The following is a 23,427-nucleotide window of genomic DNA, read 5'->3' on the forward strand; positions in this document are numbered from 1 at the left end:
TTTAGTCTTATTAACGTGCAACTCTACCAGACGCATCTCCACCCATAAGTTTTTCAACCTCAGAAACGGTTACTAAGTTAGCATCACCTTTAATTGTATGTTTTAAACAAGAAGCTGCAACTGCAAAGTCTAAAGCATTTTGATCGTCTTCTGGGTATTTTAATAATCCGTAGATTAATCCTCCCATAAACGAATCTCCTCCACCTACTCTATCTACGATATCTGTAATTTGATATTGACGTGTTTCATACATTTTAGAACCATCATATAAAACTCCAGCCCAAGTATTATGAGATGCAGAAATTGAACCTCTTAAAGTTGTAATCACTTTTTTAGCTCTTGGAAATTTCTCCATCATTTGCTTACATACAGATAAGAAAGCTTCAGCCTTTACATCATGACCATCTTTATGTACATCTAAACCTTCTGGATGAATACCAAAGTGTTTTTCTGCATCTTCTTCATTACCTAAAACAATATCACAGTAAGATGTTAATTCTGTCATTATTTTTTCTCTATGTGCATCATCACAGAATGTCCAAAGTTTAGCTCTATAGTTTAAATCTGTAGATATTGTTACTCCCATTTCACTAGCTACTTTTACAGCTTCTAAACAAGCATCAGCAGCACCTTGAGAAATTGCAGGTGTAATCCCTGTCCAGTGAAACCACGCTACATCTTTAAACACAGATTTCCAATCTACCATTCCTGGTTCTATTTCAGAAATTGCAGAATGTGCTCTATCATATACTACCTTACTTCCTCTACTTACAGCACCTGTTTCTAAAAAATAAATCCCTAAACGATCTCCTCCATAAATAATTTTATCTACACCTACACCTCTTTTACGCATTTCCATCATGGCGCACTCACCAATATCATTTTTAGGTAAACGGGTTACGAAATCTACAGGCACTCCGTAGTTTGCTAAAGATACTGCCACGTTAGATTCTCCTCCACCATACACTACGTCAAAATTGTTTGCTTGAGAAAATCTTAAAAAACCTTGAGGTGCTAATCTTAGCATAATCTCACCAAAAGTGACTACTTTTTTCATTATAAATTTTTGTTTAATTAGTTATATAATTGTTATTGGTTAATCGATTAATCAATTCTATTAAAATAAATCAAAACTGTGTAGTTTTGATTGTTTTACATTTAACTATTATATTTGCTTAATCGATTAAGCAAATATATAAAAACTTGGCGAATAAAAAAAGAACAACATTAAAAGACATTGCTAACGAATTAAATATTTCTCCTGCGGCAGTTTCTAAGGCCATGCATAATGATTCTAGAATAAGTGAGAAAACAAAAAAGGAAGTAGCACGTGTTGCTAAGGCATTAAATTATCAGCCCAATCATATTGCAAGTGCTTTAAGAAAAGGTAAAAGTAATTTGGTTGGTGTTATTGTACCTAGAACAAATAGTAATTTCTTTTCTTCTGTAGTAGAGCAGATAGAAGCTGTACTTGATAAAGCTGGTTATAATATTATTATTACGCAATCTAACGAATCTTTTAAAAAGGAATGTAAAAACATAGACACATTACTCTATACTCAGGTAGATGGTATTATTGCTTCAATGGCAAACGAAACTGTAGATTTATCTCATTATGAAAAAATTAAATTAAAAGGAATTCCACTAATTGTTTTTGACAGAGGTGAAAACGACTTAAATGTAGATTACATAGGAATTGATGATTACGACAGCAGTCATATGATTGTTGAACATCTAGTGGAGCAAGGCTGCAAACGAATTGCTCATATAGGTGGTTATAGACGTACTCGAATCTTTAAAAACAGAATTCTTGGCTTCATAGATGCCATTGAAAAAAATAATTTACCACAAGACGATGAGCTTATTATAGAATCTGATTTAACCTTAAATGATGGCAGGCTAGGTATGGAACAACTGTTAAAACTTAAAAACAGACCTGATGCTGTCTATGTCTCTAACGATTATGCCGCTTTAGGTGCTTTACAAGTTTTACAAGAACATAATATTAAGGTTCCTTATGACATTGCATTAGTTGGATTTAGTAATGAACCTTTTTCATCTTTAGTAACACCTACTATAACAACAGTAAATCAGCATAGTGGCGAAATTGGAAAACGAGCTGCAGAAACCTTCTTAAAACGCATTAACCAAGACGATTGGAAACCTAAGTTAACTAAAACCATTTTAAAATCTGAATTGATTGTAAGAGCATCGTCAAACAGAATATTAAAAGATTTAACGCTTTAGTAAAAGTTAAAAAACAGAGAAGCGAACCTCTCTGTTTTAATAAATTTTAGCTATACCTACAACTTAATTTAGGTCAATCACTTTATAAACCTAGTTTAATGTAAAAGCAGTAGACGATGAAGAACTTACTACTTCAGTAAATGCTGTTAAAGGTGTTGTTCCATTAAAAACAGTATAAGCCGAACCTCCATCACCATAACTATCGTATACTGCTATACCGTAATTACCTGATGCCAAACAAAAATTATAGGACTTAATTGTAAAATCATCGTCTGGATTAACATATGGACCACCAGAAATAATTACGGTTGGATCGCCTGACAAATCAAAAATTTGCCATGTAGTTTCATCTGGCCAATCATCTAATTGAATTTCAATTGTTATTTCATGTATATCAGCAGTTTCAACTCCTGTTGTAAATAACGTACTTTCAGAATCAGTAAATACGCCACCACAAGCATAAATTTCGCCATTAACTCCTTCTAATCTATAATTTCCGTTAATGCCCATTCCATTGTTGCTGGTGTCGTAAAACAACAAGTCATAGTCTCCATCCTCTAAACAAATAGGGATACCAATTGAACTCATCCCAGAATAACTTCCATTTATTCCTCCAGAGAATAATGGAGTTAAAGTGTCGCTTGTACTATAAAGTTCCCAATAAGTTTCTTCTGGAGCGTCATTAAAATTAATGGTTAATATAGTTTGGTATGCGGAACAGTTTCCTACAAGCACAACCTCAAATGAGATATTACAGTCTTTTCCGTCAATAGAAACAGCAAATTCTGCTGTTCCATATGATGAGGGTATTCCTGTTATAGTAAATTCTAAAACTCCCTGTAATTCATCAAAAACACCACTCTCTATTGAAGCCGTTAAGCCCTCAACTCCATCCGACTGTATACTCATTGCTTCGTAATTACCGCCTGCTTGAGTAGTATAGGGTATTTGAAAAGTAAAATTAGTGACAGCTTCCCCATATATTAACTCATTTCCATTATCTACCACACCCTCACAATTTAAAAACTCTAATTGTGGCGGACTATATGTAGAAATATTCTCAAAATTAATATCAAATGTTAGTTCATCCATGTCATGAGCAAAGGTTTCTCCTGCACGAAATACATGATTTGTTCCTCTAGTAACTGTAGCATCATTACGTTTCATTGCGAGATAAGACTTACCCTCTCCCCAAAGTTCAATTCTTGTTTGCAAGTAAATAAAATCAATAAGAGTTTGACCAGATAAAGAATTTACTATCTGATTCGCACCAGAAATACGATCATTTAAAAGATTAACCATTATTGTTCTTGCGCTAGAATCGTCACCTAATCTCGCTGCACACTCTGCACTTAACAAATAAAATTCATCAGATCTCATAAATATTAAATCATTTGTAATTTCCTGTACTATTCCACCAGCCGTTCTACTAAGATCAAAGAATTTATTTATTGGTTGCAAAGCTGTCCCTCCTGTACCAAACTGATTTTTTCTTATATCATCATCTGATATTTGAGAATACAATAAATCATCAATAGATTTTCTATCCCCTGCCCAGGCATAGCCATAAGTAAAATAATCTATATGTCCCCACCATTGGATTAATTGAATACCATCATCTATACTTAAGTCTTTACCCCATAACCACGAGCTAGTATTAACATCGTTGAACCCGGATCCTGCCCCTGGATAAGTCAACTCTGCAGCATTAGTTAATGGAGTGCCGTTACCAATTACAGTGTCTGCTAATATTTTAGCGTTAAGATAGTCTCCCATAGAAGCATATACATATGCCAGTAATCCTTGTGCTACAGTTTTATCTATATGCAATTTATTTGGTCTCGTATAATTATCTAGCAAATTAATGGCAGTACTGAAATCACTTAACATTTGATTGTAAATATCACCTATTGGCACAGGATTAACATCATATTGACTACCTACATGCAATGGTAAGATAATTTCTGAAGGGTTATATTGCTCTTGATACAGTTGCGTTAAGTAAAAATACGCGTAACCTCTTAGTGCCAAAACTTGCCCTAGTACCCATTGGTCTTCCTGGTTAGTGGGTAAAGAACCAGACGGAGCTAATGATTGTATGATAGTATTTGCATTATTAATTACTCTAAAATAATAGTCATAAATCAATGCTGGAGGATTGTCCGATGAAGATACTTCTCCTATGGTGTCATCATAATTAGACGTACGGTTATACCATCCATATGCAGTTTGTGATAATGCCATATCACCACACAATATGTCTGTAAAAATATCTACTCCCTTTTGCCCAAAATCATAGTGCCTTGTTCCTGATTCATATAATAAATAATATATATCATCTAAACTTAAACTGCCATCAAGCGATGCTGTAATTAATGGCCCATAAGATGTGCCAATACCATTGGTAGCATAGACTCTAAATGAATAAACTTCATTTGAATTTAAATTGGTTATGGTTTTATTAAAAACTCCCTCACCTGTTCCCAAAGCTAACATATCAGATTCTATCGTTGGGACACCTTCTGTACTCCAGCAAACACCGCGTTCGGTAATATCCGAACCACCATTATATAAAACACCCATATCTAGGCCTACTGTACCATTTTCTAAATAATTATATAATGTTGTTTCAAATTGACTCGGTAAATCATGTGTTCTAAATAAGACTTCTTCTCCATAGGCAATTCCAGCATCACTAGAAGCAAATGCTCTAACTCTATACAATGTATCTGGCTGAAGGTCATATAATGAACTACTAAAAACGCCTGTTCCAGAACCTTCTAAAGAGTGAATAGAGTTAATAGTTGGAGTAGCACCTATTGCCCAGCAAAGACCTCTAGAAGTTATCGTTCCAGAATTAATTGATACAGAACCAGAGCCCAAAGCAGTTAAACCATCATTATATATTAACTCACCTGTTATTACTTCTGGTAAATCTGCAGACTGGTCTGGGTTACTAGTTGTAAATGAAATTTGATTTCCATAATTAGTACCATTATCATTGGTAGCATAAGCTCTAATGTAATACACCGTAGATGGATTTAATGGATATAAATCTGAAATAAAACTCCCTGTGCCTGTACCATCAATTGTAAAGTTATTTGCAATCGTAGGATTTGGCATAGTATTCCAGCAGACACCTCGTTGGGTTATCGGCGAACCTCCTTCGCTGGTTATAATACCTCCTGAGAGTAACGATGTTGGGGAATCGTTAGTAACAGGAACTGTACTAAGCGAAGGTAAATTATTTACGTTAGGCATTAAAAACGTAATACTGTCTATATCCTCAACTGCAATACTAAGGATGTCTCCGTTGTTTTGATAAACTCTTTTAAGAGTAGCACTATTATAATTCACAACATTTACACTATCTATCGATTCCACAGGCAATTGTAAGTCAGTACCATTAGAGAGATGTGTAACCTCCACAATTTGTGAAAATCCAAATTGTAAAAACAATAATAAAACGATATTAATAAAATATTTTTTCATAATGGCTCTATAATTTTATTAATTTCTTTGAAGATTTTAAACTACCGCTTTTTAACTCCACGAAGTACACTCCAGATGGAAATTCCTTTACTGAGATAGTTTCTGTGTGAAGACCATTTAGAGATCCAAGTTCTTTTTGCAAAACGGCTCTACCGGTAATATCATAAATTTTGTACGTGTAGGGGAAAGCAGACTTAGATTCGAAACTAATCTTAAAAACATCTTGAGTCGGATTAGGAAAAACCTTAAAAGACTCAGAGTCCATAATAAAGTCTTCACTACCTAATGTTTCTTGACTATAGTGGTAATTTTTGAATTCATCTAAAGGTATACTTATAACCTGGTCATTATTGAGATAAATAGAAACATCACTTAATCCAAAAATAATCTTTTGTACATCAGATAAATTGTAGTCAGTTACCGAGTCATCTATACCGACAAAACTTATCGATTGGGACATTATAAGGTTCAGAGAAGTAGAAAGAAGTAAAGTAATAATAATTTTTTTCATATCAATTGGTTTTTATTTATAGATGTAAAAAGTGTAAAACGGTTGCGTCAATAAAATAAAATCCTATTACAACCAACTAAACAACACTTCCTTAAAGCGCTAAATATCAATAATTTAAGTTTATGTAAAATAAAAAAGCGCTAATGTATTTCTACATTAACGCTTTTTACGCTTCTATGAAAAAAGTTTTAGATACCTAAAGCTTGTCCACCACCAATCTGAATTGTTTCAGCTGTAACAAACGCGGCATTCTCACTTGCTAAGAATGATACTACACCAGCAACATCTTCTGGTTGTCCTAATCTACCTAGCATAATGTTGTTTGCCCAAGAAGCAAAAACTTCTGGTTTAGTTGCTTTGATTTGCGCATGGAATGGCGTGTCTATTGTACCAGGAGATACTGCATTAACTCTAATTCCGTACTCCGCTAAATCTTTTGCTAATGCTCTAGTGATAGCATGTACACCAGCTTTTGATGTTCCGTAGATACCAGCTCCTGGTCCACCTGCCGTCCATCCTGCATTAGATGTATAATTAATTATTGAAGGGTGCTCTCCTTTTTTTAAGAACGGTATAGCTGCTCTAGATGCAAAGAATACAGAATCTAAGTTAAGCGCCATTACAAATCTATAAAAGTCTGTTGTCATCTCTTCAAAACGAGAACGACCTCCTAAACCACCTGCATTATTTACAAGTACATCAATTTTACCATACTTTTCACCAATTTTAGTGATGTTTGTTGTTACAGCTTCTTCTTTAGTAACATCAAATCCATAGTATTCTGCAGTAATACCTTCTGCTGTTAGCTCTGCAACTCTTTTTGCTCCTTCTTCATCTTCAATACCGTTTAAAACAACAGTATAACCATCTTGTCCTAATCTTTTTGCTACTGCAAAACCTATTCCACCTGTAGCACCTGTTACAACTGCTACTTTTTTGTTTGAATCACTCATTTTTTTGACTACGTTTTATTATTATTTTTATTTTCTTATTTCTCTAATTTTATTTCTCTACAGATTCAATATTTCTAGCGAAGTAATAAATTGCCCCTACTCCTAATGGCACAGCTACTGCTATTGCAACAAAAATTGGAGTGTAAGAGAATTTCTCTTGAATAATTGGAACTAAGAAATTCATAAGTATTACTGAAAATACACCAACCATTCCTGCTAAACCAGCTAATGAACCAACTGATTTTCCACTAAATAAATCACTTGGTAATGTTTGTACATTTCCAATTGCAAATTGAAATCCAAATAGTACAAAGAATACAATTGCAACAAAACGTTCTGGAGTATTTCCTATCATAACTGTAGCAACTAATCCTAAGAACATAATAACTCCACCAATTAAAATAGTAAGTTTTCTACCTTTATCAATTGAACCTGTTTTTGAAATAATTCTACCAGAAAATAATCCTCCAACAACACTACCTAAAGCTGCACCAACATAAGGTACCCAAGCAAACATACCAACTTCTTTTACGTTAAAACCGTAAACATCTGCTAAATAAAGAGGCATCCAACCTACAAATAACCACCATATTGGTTCTAAGAAAAATCTACCAACTACAATAGCCCAAGATTCTTTATAAGACAGAATTTCAATTAAACTTTTACCTTTAGTTTCTTCAGTTGCATTTTGATCTGCTTCACTTTGTCCTTCAAGAATATATTTTTGCTCTTCTGTACTAATCCAAGGATGTTTTTTTGGTCCTGCTTTGTTAATTAATAACCAAGGAATAATCCATAAAATACCAAAAGACCCAATTACCATAAAGGTAGTTCTCCAACCATAAGCAACAAATAATGTTGCTATAAATGGAGGTGCAATTACAGATCCTATTGAAGCGCCCGCATTAAACAATCCTTGCGCAAAAGCTCGTTCTTTTATAGGAAACCATTCTGCATTACTTTTTACTGCTCCTGGCCAGTTACCTGCTTCAGAAATACCTAATGTACTTCTAAAAATGGTAAGTCCAACCAATCCACGTACTGTTGAATGTAAGAAAGAAGATAATCCCCAAACACCAATACTAATAACATACCCAATTCTTGTTCCTACCTTATCAAATAATTTTCCCGAAAATAATTGACCTAGTGCATAAAACACCATGAAAATATTTAAGATTAAACCATAATCAGTTTTATCTAATCCTAAAGAGTTAGAAATTGATCCTACTTCACCTTCACTTCCCCACATAATAGCTAGAGCACTTCTATCTATATAATTTATTACGGTAGCTATGAAAATTAGCCCAATAATAACCCATCTTAATCCTTTTACTTTCATATTTAATGTTTATAGTTAATCGTTAACATTATAGCAATATTGATATAATGCGCTAAAGTGATCTTTCATTTTTTGTTTCGCAACTTGAGGTTTTTGTTCCTTAATAGCCTCAAAAATTGCTCTATGTTCATCTATTCCTTTTTGGGCAAGACTTTTATCGCATACGTGATATTTTTCAAAATTTGTTATAATTTCTGGAGTTATACTTAACATAAATGTATTGATTGAACTATTTCCACAAGCTCTTGCAATGGCTAAATGAAATAACAAATCCTCTTGAACAGCATCTTCTCCCTTTAAAACCTTGGCTTCATAAGCTAACAAAGCGTTCTTAATTTTTTCTAAATCTAGCTTTGATCTTCTGATTGAAGCTAAACGTACTGTTTTTAACTCTAGTAAAATTCTAGTTTCTACTAATGATTTAAAATCTGGTGTTTCTATTCTAAGAATTTCTTCTATCATTCCATTCATGGCTATAACACCAATATTGGCTACAAAAGTTCCACTTTGTGGAATAGAATCGAGTAAACCGTAAAATTCTAATTTTTGAATTGCATCTCTAACATTACTTCTTGTAACTCCAAATTTCTCTGACAACGTTCTTTCTGAAGGTAATTTATCGCCTGGTTCTAAATTTTTTACATTAATCAATTCTCCTATCTTAGAAATAATCAATTTTTGAGTTTCTAAACTTTCATTTTTTGACAATATTTCTAAATTCATATGTTGTTTATTTGCAATATTTTTTACCTAATTTAAAATTCAAAATTAACAAAATTAAGAACTACGGTATTTAAATATTAGTTAATATTAGTGCTTAAAGAATTCTACCTGCACAACTAATCAACGGAAGAATTCAATAAGCGACTAACTCAAATATACTTTTAATGGCTAACTTCTAACTCATAATATCTTACCTTAGCGTAAGAACCTTCATCTCTAGATTGAAAATAGTTTCCCGCTTTAAAATAATTTTCAAAAACACCCCATTTTTTCATATGAATGTTTTCGTATACTTTGTATTCATTACCATTTAATATGATTACCATTTTTCCATCTGAGACTTTCACCTCTAAAGTAAATTTTGAAAAGCCTACTTCTTGTTCAAAATTAAAACCTTCATCATCGTCCCAGGCATCTTCATGCAAAATTTCTGGTACTTGGGCATTTAAATTTTTTAATAGTTTAGTCTTTACCCTAATTTTACCTTTATCCCAATAGATTTTTAATATTGGCGGTGCATTATTGTCATCTTCACCAATTAAATCTCTTTGTTCGTTAGTTAATCTTCCATGAATTTGCATAATAATTACCCTGTGATATTTACCGTTATCATCTCTAGATACTTCATCCATCGCCAATTTACCCTTCATGTAAGCGCCATCTTTAAATGTCCAATTAACATTGTTTTCACCTGGCACCATTTGTTCCCTCAATTCAGATCTAGTATATTTTGTATTTCTAGTTTTAGACGCAGTAGGCATTGCATGAAAAACAATAGCGCCTTTTGTTGAGTCTATATACATATACGGCTTTGCTATTTCATTGGAAGCAAAATCTTCAATTTCAGGTGGTTCTATTTCGTATGGTTTCCCCTTATCGTTAGTTACAGGAAGTGTTACTTTCCAGTGACTTAAATCTATATCTGGTAATTTTACTTTCTTCTTCTTTTTCTTCTTTTTCTTCTTCTTTTGTTTTTCAACTTTCACATCCGAATTAGATACGTTGTCTTTTTGAGTTTGACAGTTCGCATTTACTGATAAGAACATTAAAAGAATTGCAGAAAGTATGATATTCCGGAAGCTACTCATTTTATTATTATTTATTTTATACGTCTATTATGTTTTATAAACAATCTTAGAAACCTGGAGTTATAACCGAAACTTCATCTATAAAAACCTCATTACTACCATCGATTACTGCTCCTGTAGGTTTTCCATAGAACAATGCTGTAGTTGTTGTTGCTTCAAAGGTAAATTCATATTCTTCAAAGGCATTGTTATTATTTGTTCCACCAGTTACAACAAGTTTTGCTAGGTTATCTGTCTCTAAAGTTGTTTCATCAACTATTTCGTTATCCATAATATAAACAGATAACTCTCCTGTTCCTTCTGCTTTTACCCAAAGTTTTATGGTGTAAACCACACCTGGTTCTACTGCAAATGGTTGATATGCTCTTCTTTGTACTTCGTGAAGTTTTATAGATCTGTCTGGTGTGTAGTGTGTAGAACTAACTCCTGGAGCCTCATTACTAGTATTGAAATTAGCTTCTATCCAATCATTTAAAGTAGTATTATACCATAAAGCTCTATAAGGGCTATCAATAGTTCCAAGAACATCATCGTTTACAGTGCTATTAGGCGTCATATCCCATGCATCTGCATTATCACTAGATGTACCAACATACTCATCTATGGAACCATTCAAAATTTCCGCTGCAAAAGTTGCCTCAATACCTCCAACCGGTACCGCTTGTGTTGTACTGTTAGATGTACCTGAAGCATTTGTGGTTGTTAAAGTTACGTTATAAGTTCCATCTGCAGCATAAGTGTGTACTGGATTTAACTCAGTAGATGTATTACCATCTCCAAATTCCCAAAAATGTGAAACTGCTAATATAGATGCATCTGTAAATTCAACTGTTAACGATGATACTGTAAATGTAAAATTAGGTATAGTAGATAAGACAAGACCTTCAATACTTTGTGTAACAGAAACTTCAACATCTAAAAAGTTAGTAGCTGTTAACGTTGCTTGAAAAGTATCATCTGTTAAATATACATGTACAGGATTGAAACTAAAATCTTCTTCTGTATCTACTTCCGAATCCCACTCTAGAGTGTCGCCATCTCCAAAATCCCAAACTAAGGATTTTGCACCTGATGTAAGGTTTTCAAATGTTACCTCTGTGTCTATACTTGAATGATTAAAATCTACAAAAATAGGTGACACCTCTTCTGAAGCTTCTGCTGTTAAACCATCAGAACTTGTTGTTGTTAACGTTACGGTATATAAACCACCTGTGGTATAGGTGTAATCTGGATTTGCTTCTGTGGATGTGTTACCATCACCAAAATCCCATAAATAAGATACAGCATCTGTTGAAAAACTTCTAAAGATTATTGCCAAACTATTGTCTGGATCCGTAGAGGTTGTAAACAATGTATTAGGCTGTATATTATTAACATTTCCTGTTGGTGCGACAAACTCGTCATAACCTTCATCATAACAAGATGTTATTGAAAATGTAATAATTAAGAAAAGAACACTTAAGGAATATTTTTTTATAAATGTATGACTCATAATATTATGTTTTTTTATCTAACTACTATATTAAAGGCGTCTAATCTTGATTCTACACCAGAGTTAGTAGCGAAAATAATTACCGATTCGTTGTCTCCTGCTTCAAAACTTAAAGAGTGCTGTTTAAATACATTATCTACTCTATCAACATTTGTATCTGTTCTAGTAGCGATAATATTTTCTTCAAGTTGTGCTTCGGCATAATTTGAAGTATTTGGGGATAAAATTGATACTTTCATTTGACCAAATGTATCTTCCTCAAATGCCGTAAAATAAGTTATAACGTACTCAGCACCTGGAGTTACTTCAATTTCTTGGTATGCTACTCTATCTCCACCTGCTGGGAATTTTGCAGCTTGCACACCATCAGGTAAATCAGCACCTTCTCCTGGGCTTGAATCTGTATTAATTTGTATAACCGTTGTACCTCCTCCTAGTGGGCTCCATGCGTCATTACTTGGTACTCTCCACGAATCTCTACCATCGCCAGACCCATCAAATAAACTATTATCTTCAAAACTAGCCTCGGCTATTTCTGGCACAGGAATAGTTGGCACAGCTTGATTAACCGTAATTAATTTCTCTGTGTAATTAGATTTATTTAAATTGTCTGTTACCGTAAGCCCTACTGTATAGGTACCTGGACTTGGGAATTCAATAATTAACTCTTGATCTTGTAAAGTTGCTTCATCTAAGGCTAAAATTTGTGCTTCTAAATCTGCCACATTTTGCAAAACGTCGTCGGTAAGTGCATTCTCTGCTGCTACAAGCGCCAATTCTAATTCTGCTAACTGAGATTCCATAACAACAACTCTTGCCGGATCGTCTTCGCAAGGAATTTTAAATTCTAATTCTGCAATATCCTCTTCTATAGCCACTATTTCTGCCAGTTCTGCATCAATTAAGAGTTCTAGTACAGGTAAATCTTTATTAATCAATGTTACATCTAAATTGTTACCATCACTGTCGGCTACACTCCACAAATATTGGGTTCCGTTAACGGCCAAATTAGATCCTGCTTGAAAATTAAATTGATAATTTGAAGACAACTCAACATCTTCGCAATCGAACTCAGCAAAAGTAACATCACTGTAGTTATAAAAGGGTGTAGGACCTGTTATATCCTCTAAATCTCCAACATCAGCTAAGTCGTCACTTACACAACTAGAAAGTATTAACACAGTTGCTAATGCTAAAAGTTTTAAACTTGAAATCTTCGTTTTCATAAACATTATATTTTTAGTAACCATTGTTCTGTGTATAAAAATTAGGTAAATTATCTATTTCTCTTTGTGGAAAAGGTAAAAACTTTCGGTCTGCGGTATAACTTAAACTATTTTCATTAGAGAAGTCTTGCAAAACGTTATCTGCTTCACCAAATCTAATTAAGTCATATAAACGCTGATTTTCATACACAAATTCTACCCTTCTTTCATCTAAAAGCTCCTGCTTAGTTAAATTCCCTAATACTTCTTCAAGGCCAGCTCTAACTCTAACTTGGTTATACGCATCTATAGCTCTTTGATCTGTAGTACTATTAGCACCTCCTAAAATTGCTTCAGCATATAATAATAGAACGTCAGCGTATCTTAAAATTATCCAATCATTATCACCTATTTCTCCATCTGTCGGATACTTTGTATTAAAAACATCTACAGTGTTGTCAGAAAGAAAAGAACTATAATTTAAAGGATTAACTGAAGCGTAAAAACGCACAGGTTCTGATTCTGGATTCATTACTTCTAAAAAGTCTAGTGTAGCAATATTTACACCATTTGAAGGTCCTTGCAAGGTCATTGCAAAGCTATGAGATTCTGAATCTGTCTCTACTTGGTCATCTAAACCACTATCACTAGTTACATAATTATCACTACTTACTAAATCGTAAGCGATTGAAAATATTATTTCGTCATTAATTTCTAACCCTGAGTTATTTGTCCAATCACCTTCTAATACTTCATCTGAATCAGAATAATCACCAGAAAATTCATTTCCAAATACATGACCAAAATCTAAAGTTAAATTTGCGTTATACTCTGAATCTGAAACAACACCATCACCATTAAAATCATTTGCAGCACCAATATCAGTTTTAAGTAGGCTATAACCGAAAGAAGCACTATTCTCTACAACTGATGCCAGTAACAATTCTGCCTCCATATAATTTGGATTTGGTTGGCTCAGGTATGCTTTAGCTGCTAAACATATTGCAGCCCCTTCGGTAGGTCTATATTTATTTTGCTCAGCACCATTTAAAAACGCTATGGAAGTTCTAAAGTCATCTATAATTTTCTCATAAACTTCCTCCTCTGGTAATTGAGGGTAATCACGTGCCTCATCAGAATCAACATCTAAAACTTTATCTATAAAAGGAACATTTTGATACGCTCTAACTAAGTTAAAATGACATAGTGCTCGCATAAAATATGCTTCACCAACAGTGTATTGTTGGTCTTCTGGAGCTAAAAATCGATTATCAATAATTGTATTGGCATGCTTAATAGCCGCCATATTATTAGAATAATATGTTGCTACATCACCATTATTAGGGTCTACAGTATATGCGTTAATTTCTGGGTAATTTCCGTTTTCTGTATTGGCTCTAACATTATCCGATCTTAATTCAATTAATAAGAACTCATTAGCTGGCACTTTTTGATAAGCATCTAAGACACCATTAGCCAATAACTCAAACCCATTATCTGTTTGTAACAATTCTTCCAAAGAAAGCGCTGTTGGGTTAGATAAGTCTAATTCTTCTTCACAACTTGTAAACAAAGTAGAAATAGAAAAACAAACTATTATAAATTTTATATATATCTTTTTCATAATTAATTAAAATTGTAAGTTAAGTCCTAATGAAACTGTTCGCACGATTGGCCCATCACCTCTTTGATAACCTGCCGTTAATGCGGTATTAGCATTGTTCGATGTTTGACCAGCAGCCTCAGGATTAAAACCTTCATAACCAGCAGCTGTAAAGTATAATAGATTTTCTCCTGTCATATACACTCTTAATTTACTAATGTTTAAATTAGACAAAAGTGTTTCTGGGAATGAATAACCTAAAATAATATTTCTAACAGCTACGAAAGACGCATCCTGTATGTGATCATTTGTAAATCTTCTATGAACAGTTAAATCATAATCTGGAAAATCAGAAACTGGATTGGCTGCAGACTCACTTGCATAATACAATTGATCCAAATCAGCAACTCTTACTTCAGCACCATGGGATCCTTGAAGTTGAACTGAAAAATCAAAATTATGGTAGTTAAAATCAGAATTAAAACCCCATGTAAAGTCTGGATACGGACTACCCAACTCTGTTCTATCTTCATCATCAATGATACCATCTCCATTTAAATCTTTTACATATACCCTTGCAAAATCATTATTAAATCTGTTGAATGGATTATCTACCCATTCTAATGGAACTTCGCTTTCGTACACCCAACCGTAAAATGATGTAATTGGCTGACCAACTCTAGCAATAAATTCCGTAGGTCTAGTATCTTGATCTATTCTAGAAATAATTTGTTCATTACTACCTAAACTTACAACTTCATTTCTATTTAATGCAAATTGACCAGATACTGACCATCTTACTTTTTCGCTAGAATAAAGCCTAGAGCCTAACTCAATCTCAATACCTTCATTTTTAACCTCTCCAAGGTTTTGTAACCAATTATCTGCTCCATAAACTCCTGCGACAGGGGCAAATAAAATTAAGTCCTCACTGGTTCTAGTATAGTAATCAAATGATAAATTTACAAGCCCTCTACCAAATGTCACATCAATTCCAGGGTTAAATTCAATCAATTTTTCCCATCCTAAGTTGGCATTGGCTAAGGTAACTCCTTTAACCCCAACATCACCATCGTAACCTATTGAACTAAAGGTTTCTTCAAATCTATAAAGAGATTCGTATATATTGTTAGATATTTCATTTGAACCAGAAACTCCATAACTAGCTCTTAATTTTAAGAATGTAACTAAATCACTAGATGACAAGAATTCCTCACTAGATACTACCCAACCTAAAGATGCTGCTGGAAAAAAACCAAATCGGTTATTAGACCCAAACCTTGTGCTACCATCTGTACGAGCAGACAGTTGTACTAAATACTTGCCATCATAATCGTAATCTAATCTTCCGAAATAAGACACTAATTTTTCACTGGCATTATCTGTGTACGTTGTTCCACCGTCCGCTATTGATATGTTATTATTAAAATCATCTGTATATCCAATAGCTTCAGATTGTTGTCTATAAAAATCTCTTTGAGTAAATTCAAAACCTAATAATGAATTAAAATTATGACTACCAACACTCTTCTTATATCTTAAAAGAGATTCTACAGAGTATTGATTTCTTTCATCACGTCTTTCCTCTCTAAAAGCTTCTTGCTCTCTATTTTCTTGACCATATAAATAATCTGCCGCGTTATTCTTAGTATGTCTAAAAATACCCGATAAGCTTTGCTTAAATGTTAGACCTTTTGCTAATTTAACATCAAAATATGTAGAAGCATTTAAGGTAAACTGTTTTTTAGTTCTAGACCTTTCTAAATAATGTACCAATGGGTGAACATTTTTTGTTGTAGACAATGTTAACCCTCCCGATGTAAGATTACTTACTGTAGGTAAGCCTGTATTTGGATCTATATTAATAGACCTTGGATTATCTGGATCTATTGTAAATACGTGATCGAAAGCTCTAGAAAAACCATAGCTACCCACACCAATATTTTCAAATAGCGCACCTGCATCACCTGGATCAGACTGTGTTATATAATTAAGATGATCTTCGTTTAAATAAAGCGGAATATGACCGTATTGCCTTAAAGGATCCGTAAATCTTGTTGGCAGTCTAACCTGATCGTTATAATTAACACGTAAATTACCACCAAACTTGATTTTCTTATTTTTAGACTTACTATCTACTTTTATTCTAGCATTAAATTTTGTTAACTTATCTTCTAATGCCACACCTTCATCCTCTAAATACCCAAGAGAAGCAGCATAGTTAGTTAATTCTGTACCTCCTCTTGCTGAGAAAGAATGACTTTGTATAATACCGCCTTCAAAAATTTCGTCTTGCCAATTCTTTTCACCATCACCTAAAGAAGCTATAAACTCCATAGCCTCCAACTCTGCATAAGCAACATTATAATCGTTAATAACACGATCATAATTTGAACTACTTGGAGAAATCTGATCTACGACACTTTGTAATCCATTTAACCTAGACCTTTCATCTGAAATAGACGTATTGAAATTATCATTATTAGTAGTATATCTATAACCTGTGAATGTATCATAAGAGAAACGTGTTTTACCTGAAACACCTTCTTTTAATGTAATTAAAATAACTCCATTTGCACCACGAGAACCATAAATAGCAACCGAAGAAGCATCTTTTAACACACTAATTGATTCTACATTATTATTATCTATGGAACCCAAGATATCGGCATCCGTGCCCATTACAACACCATCAATTACAATTAATGGAGATGAAGACCCTGTAATTGAACCAGGACCTCTCAAAGTAATCTTAGGATCACCACCAGCCTCAGATGCTACTGTTTGAATACGTAAACCTGCAACCTTTCCTCTAAGTGCATCCTCTACTCTGGAAACAGACAAATCCTCTATATCCTTACTAGATACCTTAGTTAAAGAACTGGTAATATTTTTTGCTTTTTGGTCTCCATAACCGATTAATACAACCTCATCGAGTGTATTACTGTCAGTTTTTAGAATGACATCAATGGTTGACTCTCCTTTTACGGTTACAAGTTGTGTTACAAAACCAACATAAGAAAACTGTAAAACATCACCCTTAGAAACTTCTAGCTGATAATTACCATCAAAATCAGTTGAAGTACCTCGCGTTGTTTCCACTATTATAATGTTTACTCCAGGTATAGGCATACTATCTTCTCCAGATATTACGGTACCATTTAACATATATTTTTCTTGTGCAAAAACTGCAAAACAACAAAATAAAGCGAAAATTGCTGTAAACTTTATTTTTAAATTCATGTTTAAATATTAGAATTAGTTAATTTATTTAGCCTTTTATCGGCTGCGAAACCATTTTAAACTGGTTTACCAGATTGGTTTACCAAATATATGTTATTTTTTTGTTAATACAAAATAATTAGAAACGTAAAGGGTAGATCCTTCAAAAAAGTGATTAATATCATCTTTTTGATACATTACAACTGCTAAAATCAAGATTGTGAATAAAAAAATTACTTTACAATGGCTTTACCATCATAAAGTAATTTTTTAAAATTGGCTTCATAAATAATTACAAAACTATCTTACAAACTTTGTATTAAAAATGAAGTTTTATGATGTTTTAATATCCAGCATTTTGCGTTATTACACCTCGTGTAGCCAAAATTTCCGACACAGGGATAGGGAATAAGTAATAATTAGAATTAATTGTTTCTCCCATCTCTGTAGAAGCCGTATCTGTTCTTACTAAATCAAACCATCTATGACCTTCAAAAGCTAATTCTAGACGTCTTTCATCTAAGATAACTTGTCTAACTTCTGCTTGTGTAGTTGCTGTACCAGTTAAACTGTTTAAACCAGCTCTAGTTCTAATATCATCTAATAATGGTAACACTGTAGAAGCCGCTGCTCCATTTTCATTTAAAGTTTCTGCATATAATAAAATTACATCTGCTAAACGGATTTCAATCCAATCATGCTCTGTTCCTAAATCACCTTCTTTAGGAAATTTAATTGCCGTTAATCCGTCATCTGCAAGGGTCACAGCTCTTCTTAAGTCTGTACCACCTCCTGTAGCATCGCTTACATCAAATGCAGCTACTAAATCTTGATCTACTGGAAAATCTGCTTTAGAATCATCCCCAACAAACCAGTTCCAAAAATCTGAACCAAATGAGTATTCATCCACAATTGAGCCTGTAATCTGAGTTGAAAAAATAATTTCGGAATTTTCTATCTCATTAGCTGCACCAAATATCTCATTATAATTTTCTTTAAGTTCAATACCAGCTGCGGCTGCACCATTAACTACAGCAGCTAAATGTGGCTCAGCATTAACAAAATCTCCCATGGTCATATACACCTTACCCAACAATGCTTGCGCGGCATATTTTGAAGCCCTACCATCTGTAATAGTAGTACTTAGAACAGCCATTGCATCAGTTAAATCTGGTATGATTACATCATTATAAACATCAGTTGCCGATTGTCTTACTAACGCCTCTGTATCTGTTAAACTTGGTTCTGCTGATAAATTCACAGTTACATCACCAAATACCTGGACTAATTTAAAATATGTTAACGCTCTTAAAAATTTAGCCTCACCTATTTCAGTAGCATCTAAAGAATTAGTTATTACATTATTTGCACTTAAAATAGATTTATACGCTGCTGTATAGAATGGGCCAAAAAATTGATCTTCCATTGCTGTTAAACCATTATCATATTCGTCAAATTCCGTATAAGGAGACTCATCCATTAAAGCATTATCCGATCTAAACTCCCCCATTATCGCCATTGGTGTCACCATACCTAGTTGATAATAATAAGCCGCATTAAGCACACCATCAAACTCCGTTAAAGAATCTGCACTTGCAATATTAGATGGCGCTTGATCTAAATCTGTAGAACAGGCTGTCATTAAAAACAACGACCCTAATAATATATATATTTTTTTCATTTTAATTTTATTTAAAAGTTAACATTTAAACCTAACGTAAAGCTTCTAGTAACTGGACTTGCACCCACTTGCGCACCATAAGTTGTAGGCCCTAAATAATCACTTCCAGAAGTTTTAACCCCCTCTGGGTTATATGATGTATAATTATCAGCCATTATGTAGATTAAATTAGAAGCTGCTAAATAAGCTCTTACAGAACTTAATCCAACTTTTTCTACCAAATCAGAATTTAAGGTATAACCAAGTGTTATATTTCTTAATGCTACAAAAGAAGCATCTTGAATCATAGCATCTGTTTGATATCTATTACCAATATAGTACTCTCCATTATGATCAGCAATTCCATCATCATTAGCATCAAAGCTATCTACTAATCTTCCACTCCACTGCGACTCATAATATAATGGGTCTACATTATAAACCTCAGCGCCATGTGAACCCTGAATCTGCAATGACATATCAAAATTTTTGTAACTTAGATTATGAGACATTCCCCAGTAAAAATCTGGTGTATTTTGACCAATTTTAACTAAATCACCACCATCTTCTACACTTCTAGTAGCATCAATTACACCGTCACCGTTTTGATCAACTACATAAGATTCTCCAGTTGTATTATTAGGGTGTCTAGTTCCATCTTGTAAGTATTCCATTTCAACTTCACCAATAGTTTCTAATCCCCACATTTCACCAATTCCACCACCTACGTAATTTCTAAAAACAGGTCCTCTACCGCTTTGTCCGTAGATTGCTTGTGGTAATTCATCTATATCACCTAAATCCGTGATTTCAGTCTCCACAGTTGATAAGTTACCGCTCATACTCCAAGAAAAATCGTCGTTACTAATTAATCTTGCATTTAATTCAAATTCCCAACCAGAACTTCTAACGTCTCCAGAGTTAAGTACGATTGAAGGTGTACCAAACACTTCAGAAATACTCTGATTTATTAAGATATCCTCTATATCAGATGTATAGTAATCAACACCTAGTGTAAATCTATTATTTAAGAAACCAAAATCAATACCATAATTTGTTTCTGTATTTGTTTGCCAAGTTAAATCTGGGTTAGCAACATTTTCTGGAATTAAATAACCCGTACCATAATATGTTGCAGACGGGTCCAATAAGCTTAATGCATCATAAGATCCTAAAAAAGAGGCAGTACCTAAAGAACCTGTACTAAATCTTAATTTTAATTTACTTAACGTATTATTATCTGATAAAAATTCTTCATTATGCACATTCCAACCTAAAGAAAGTGCTGGGAAGTTTGCATATTTTTTATTTGCACCAAAACGAGAATCACCATCTCTTCTTAAAGAGAATGAAGCTAAGTACTTATTATCGTAAGCGTAATTTACTCTACCAAAAACACTATTTCTAACTCTCTTTTCTTTTCGTTCTGTTACTGTTAAATCTGCAGGATCAAATAAGTTATAATTAAGAATATCTTCATCTGGTACATTTACTCCATCAATACCAGTTCCAACAAATTGAGTCGTTTGGAATTCAACACCCGCTACTGCAGATATATCATGCTTACCAATAACCTTTGCATAACTTACAGTAGATTCACTCAATATAGACCAAACTTTTAAGTCCGTTTGATCCATATAAGTCTGAGACGTTCTTGCTCTAGAATCATAACCAAGTAATCTATGTTCATAATATTGAGTATCCTTTAAATCACCACCTAAAACAGTTTTAACATTTAAACCATCTAAAATATTGTATTGAAGATAAGAACTTACATTACCAAAAAATGTCTTTTCCCAACGCTCTGTATTATCTAGTTTAGCCGCGGGACCCGCATCACCAGAACCACCAATACCATTGTTGGCTCTACCATAATGCCAATCTTGCGCTGCCATACCAGGTTCTAATTCGTATATACTAGATGCCTCGTAAGTAGACCCTCTATAACCATCATCAAACGCTGCCAAACCTAAAGCTTGTGCTTGTGCATCTAAAGCCTGTACAAATGCAATAGACTCTTCAGTATGATATATTGAATGCACACCATATGCTCTTAATAAATCCCTCATGTCATGCCCTAAGATATCTCTCTCAGAAGTAAAACCATTAAAACTAACTCCTGTTTTAAACTTGTCACCTAATTTAGCATCAACATTTAAACGCGCATTAAGTCTTTCAAAACCTTCAGTAATAATTATACCTTCTGTATTTTGATAACCAACAGACGCAAAATAATTAACATCATCTGTTCCACCACTCATACTAAAATCGTGGCTTGTAGTATTACCTGTTCTAAATAACCAATCTTCTGGACTAATTGCTCCAGGTGAGTTCTCATAAGCACTTAGTCTATACTCAAGAAACGCTGCATCTTGTGTATCTACTGTACCTGCCCAGTTCCCTGCTGCAATTTGCTGTCTTGAATGTGCTGCCCATTCTGGACCAGACATTAAGATATTGTCACGATACTTATTAGTAAAACTTGTATACGCATTGTAGTTAAAACTTGCTTTACCAGATTTACCTTTCTTAGTAGTTACTAAAACCACACCATTGGCACCTCTAGAACCATAGATTGCAGCAGATGCCGCATCTTTTAATATTTCTAAACTTTCTATATCATTAGGATTCACTGTCTCTAACCCGCCTGAAATAGGATAGCCATCTACTACAATTAATGGATTAGATGCACTTGAAATAGATGAAGCTGCTCTAATTTGAATTTTTGGAGCCGCACCAGGAGAACCATCTTGGTTTTGAATTAATACACCAGATAATTTACCCGCTAAGGCGTCATCTACACGAGTAACTTGTACTGCTGCTACATCATCTCCGCCAACCTTAGATATTGAACCTGTAAGGTGAGATTTTTTACGTACACCATAACCAACTACCACAACTTCGGATAGTGAGTTATCATCCTCTGCGAGTGATACATTTAATGTAGTTTGACCATCAATAATAATTGTTTGAGTAACATAACCAATATAAGAGATTTGAACTTCCTCACCGTTACTTACTTCTAATTGGTATTTCCCATCAAAATCTGTGGAAGTACCCCTTGTTGTATTGACAACAATAATATTTGCCCCTGGAATAGGCATGTTGTCAACTGCAGAAGTGACAGTACCAGAAATGGTAAATGCCTCTTGCGCAAAAGTTACCACACTAAAGAGCAGCGCAGCAACCGTAATGAGTTTAATTTTTAAATTCATAATTTGTTGTTTAGATTGTTTTATTATTAGTTTATTTATTCAGTAATTTATCTAAAATACAGACTTAGAGCTATCTGCATTTCGGTGTCAACTACTGGTCAACCAAATTGGTTTACCAAATTGGTTGACCAAATATATATAAAATTTTGTTAAAAACAACGTTTTCGCAAATAAACTATGTTAAAATAGAGAATGACAAGGTTAATATAGCGAATAATTGTGTTTTTGTAAGAATTAAACTACCTAATTCTTAAGTTACTGACTATCAAAGAAAACTCTTAAATTAAGACTCTTTATCCCCAAAATAAGATGGCCCATCTCCTGTTAAGAAATCTTCTCTTACAGGACTAAAGGTATCTATTAGTTCTCCTTCTTCTAAACAAACCGCACTGTGTAGTAAATTTGGCTCAATATAAACACCATCTCCTGCTTCAACTATTTGCTTAACACCATCTATTTCAAATTCAAATTTACCTGATACACAAAATGTTGCCTGTGTATGAAAATGTTGATGAGGCGCTCCTAATGCACCTTTATCAAATTTTACTCTTACCATCATAATTTGGTTATCATAACCTAAGAATTTTCTAGAAACTCCTCCTCCAAGAACTTCCCAGTCCATATCTTTCGTAATAATGTACTTGTCGCTTACTCTTTTCATAATTTTTAATGTATTT

The 23,427-nt window shown here is 33.7% G+C and carries 15 protein-coding genes; 1 reads left to right on the forward strand and 14 read right to left on the reverse strand.

The genetic code is table 11. The annotated features are described in order from the left end of the window. Nucleotides 1-10 precede the first annotated feature (10 nt). Entirely contained in the window at nucleotides 11-1,057 is a 1,047-nt protein-coding gene (locus GN138_RS12955) for a sugar kinase (protein ID WP_157364429.1), read from the reverse strand. A gap of 146 nt (nucleotides 1,058-1,203) precedes the next feature. Here GN138_RS12955 and GN138_RS12960 point away from each other — a divergent pair, with 146 nt between their 5' ends. Further along, nucleotides 1,204-2,247, forward strand: a complete 1,044-nt coding sequence (locus tag GN138_RS12960) for a LacI family DNA-binding transcriptional regulator (RefSeq protein WP_157364430.1) — start codon at nucleotides 1,204-1,206, stop codon at nucleotides 2,245-2,247. A 90-nt stretch (nucleotides 2,248-2,337) separates the two neighbouring features. On the opposite strand, the gene GN138_RS12965 is transcribed toward GN138_RS12960, so the two are convergent. The 13 genes from GN138_RS12965 to GN138_RS13025 form a co-directional block, all read right to left on the reverse strand. Further along, nucleotides 2,338-5,739, reverse strand: a complete 3,402-nt coding sequence (locus tag GN138_RS12965; protein ID WP_157364431.1) for a RagB/SusD family nutrient uptake outer membrane protein — start codon at nucleotides 5,737-5,739, stop codon at nucleotides 2,338-2,340. Between the two features lie 7 nt (nucleotides 5,740-5,746). Beyond that, nucleotides 5,747-6,199, reverse strand: a complete 453-nt coding sequence (locus GN138_RS12970) for a T9SS type A sorting domain-containing protein (RefSeq protein WP_197429349.1) — start codon at nucleotides 6,197-6,199, stop codon at nucleotides 5,747-5,749. 239 nt (nucleotides 6,200-6,438) lie between these two features. Beyond that, nucleotides 6,439-7,203, reverse strand: a complete 765-nt coding sequence (locus GN138_RS12975; RefSeq protein ID WP_157364433.1) for an SDR family NAD(P)-dependent oxidoreductase — start codon at nucleotides 7,201-7,203, stop codon at nucleotides 6,439-6,441. A 49-nt stretch (nucleotides 7,204-7,252) separates the two neighbouring features. Beyond that, complete coding sequence (locus GN138_RS12980; RefSeq protein WP_157364434.1) at nucleotides 7,253-8,542, reverse strand: MFS transporter; 1,290 nt, start codon at nucleotides 8,540-8,542, stop codon at nucleotides 7,253-7,255. A gap of 15 nt (nucleotides 8,543-8,557) precedes the next feature. Further along, complete coding sequence (locus GN138_RS12985; protein ID WP_157364435.1) at nucleotides 8,558-9,265, reverse strand: FadR/GntR family transcriptional regulator; 708 nt, start codon at nucleotides 9,263-9,265, stop codon at nucleotides 8,558-8,560. 161 nt (nucleotides 9,266-9,426) lie between these two features. Continuing rightward, a complete protein-coding gene (locus tag GN138_RS12990) occupies nucleotides 9,427-10,353 on the reverse strand; it encodes a polysaccharide lyase family 7 protein (protein ID WP_157364436.1) in 927 nt (308 codons plus the stop codon). 46 nt (nucleotides 10,354-10,399) lie between these two features. Beyond that, complete coding sequence (locus GN138_RS16320) at nucleotides 10,400-11,845, reverse strand: PKD domain-containing protein (RefSeq protein ID WP_157364437.1); 1,446 nt, start codon at nucleotides 11,843-11,845, stop codon at nucleotides 10,400-10,402. Between the two features lie 14 nt (nucleotides 11,846-11,859). Then, nucleotides 11,860-13,071, reverse strand: a complete 1,212-nt coding sequence (locus GN138_RS13000) for a PKD domain-containing protein (protein WP_231743079.1) — start codon at nucleotides 13,069-13,071, stop codon at nucleotides 11,860-11,862. Nucleotides 13,072-13,084: 13 nt separating this feature from the next. After that, nucleotides 13,085-14,674 (reverse strand): RagB/SusD family nutrient uptake outer membrane protein, encoded by a 1,590-nt coding sequence (locus GN138_RS13005; protein ID WP_157364439.1) that lies wholly within the window; start codon nucleotides 14,672-14,674, stop codon nucleotides 13,085-13,087. A gap of 6 nt (nucleotides 14,675-14,680) precedes the next feature. Continuing rightward, nucleotides 14,681-17,896: a SusC/RagA family TonB-linked outer membrane protein gene (locus GN138_RS13010; RefSeq protein ID WP_157364440.1), complete on the reverse strand. Its 3,216-nt coding sequence runs from the start codon at nucleotides 17,894-17,896 to the stop codon at nucleotides 14,681-14,683. A 322-nt stretch (nucleotides 17,897-18,218) separates the two neighbouring features. Next, complete coding sequence (locus GN138_RS13015) at nucleotides 18,219-19,556, reverse strand: RagB/SusD family nutrient uptake outer membrane protein (RefSeq protein ID WP_157364441.1); 1,338 nt, start codon at nucleotides 19,554-19,556, stop codon at nucleotides 18,219-18,221. A gap of 11 nt (nucleotides 19,557-19,567) precedes the next feature. Continuing rightward, nucleotides 19,568-22,750, reverse strand: coding sequence for a SusC/RagA family TonB-linked outer membrane protein (locus GN138_RS13020; protein WP_157364442.1), 3,183 nt, complete (start codon nucleotides 22,748-22,750; stop codon nucleotides 19,568-19,570). A gap of 283 nt (nucleotides 22,751-23,033) precedes the next feature. Continuing rightward, nucleotides 23,034-23,411 carry a cupin domain-containing protein gene (locus GN138_RS13025; RefSeq protein WP_157364443.1) on the reverse strand — a complete coding sequence of 126 codons (378 nt, stop codon included), beginning with the start codon at nucleotides 23,409-23,411 and terminating at the stop codon, nucleotides 23,034-23,036. Nucleotides 23,412-23,427 lie beyond the last annotated feature (16 nt).

Source organism: Winogradskyella endarachnes (assembly GCF_009741275.1).
GTDB classification, from domain to species: domain Bacteria; phylum Bacteroidota; class Bacteroidia; order Flavobacteriales; family Flavobacteriaceae; genus Winogradskyella; species Winogradskyella endarachnes.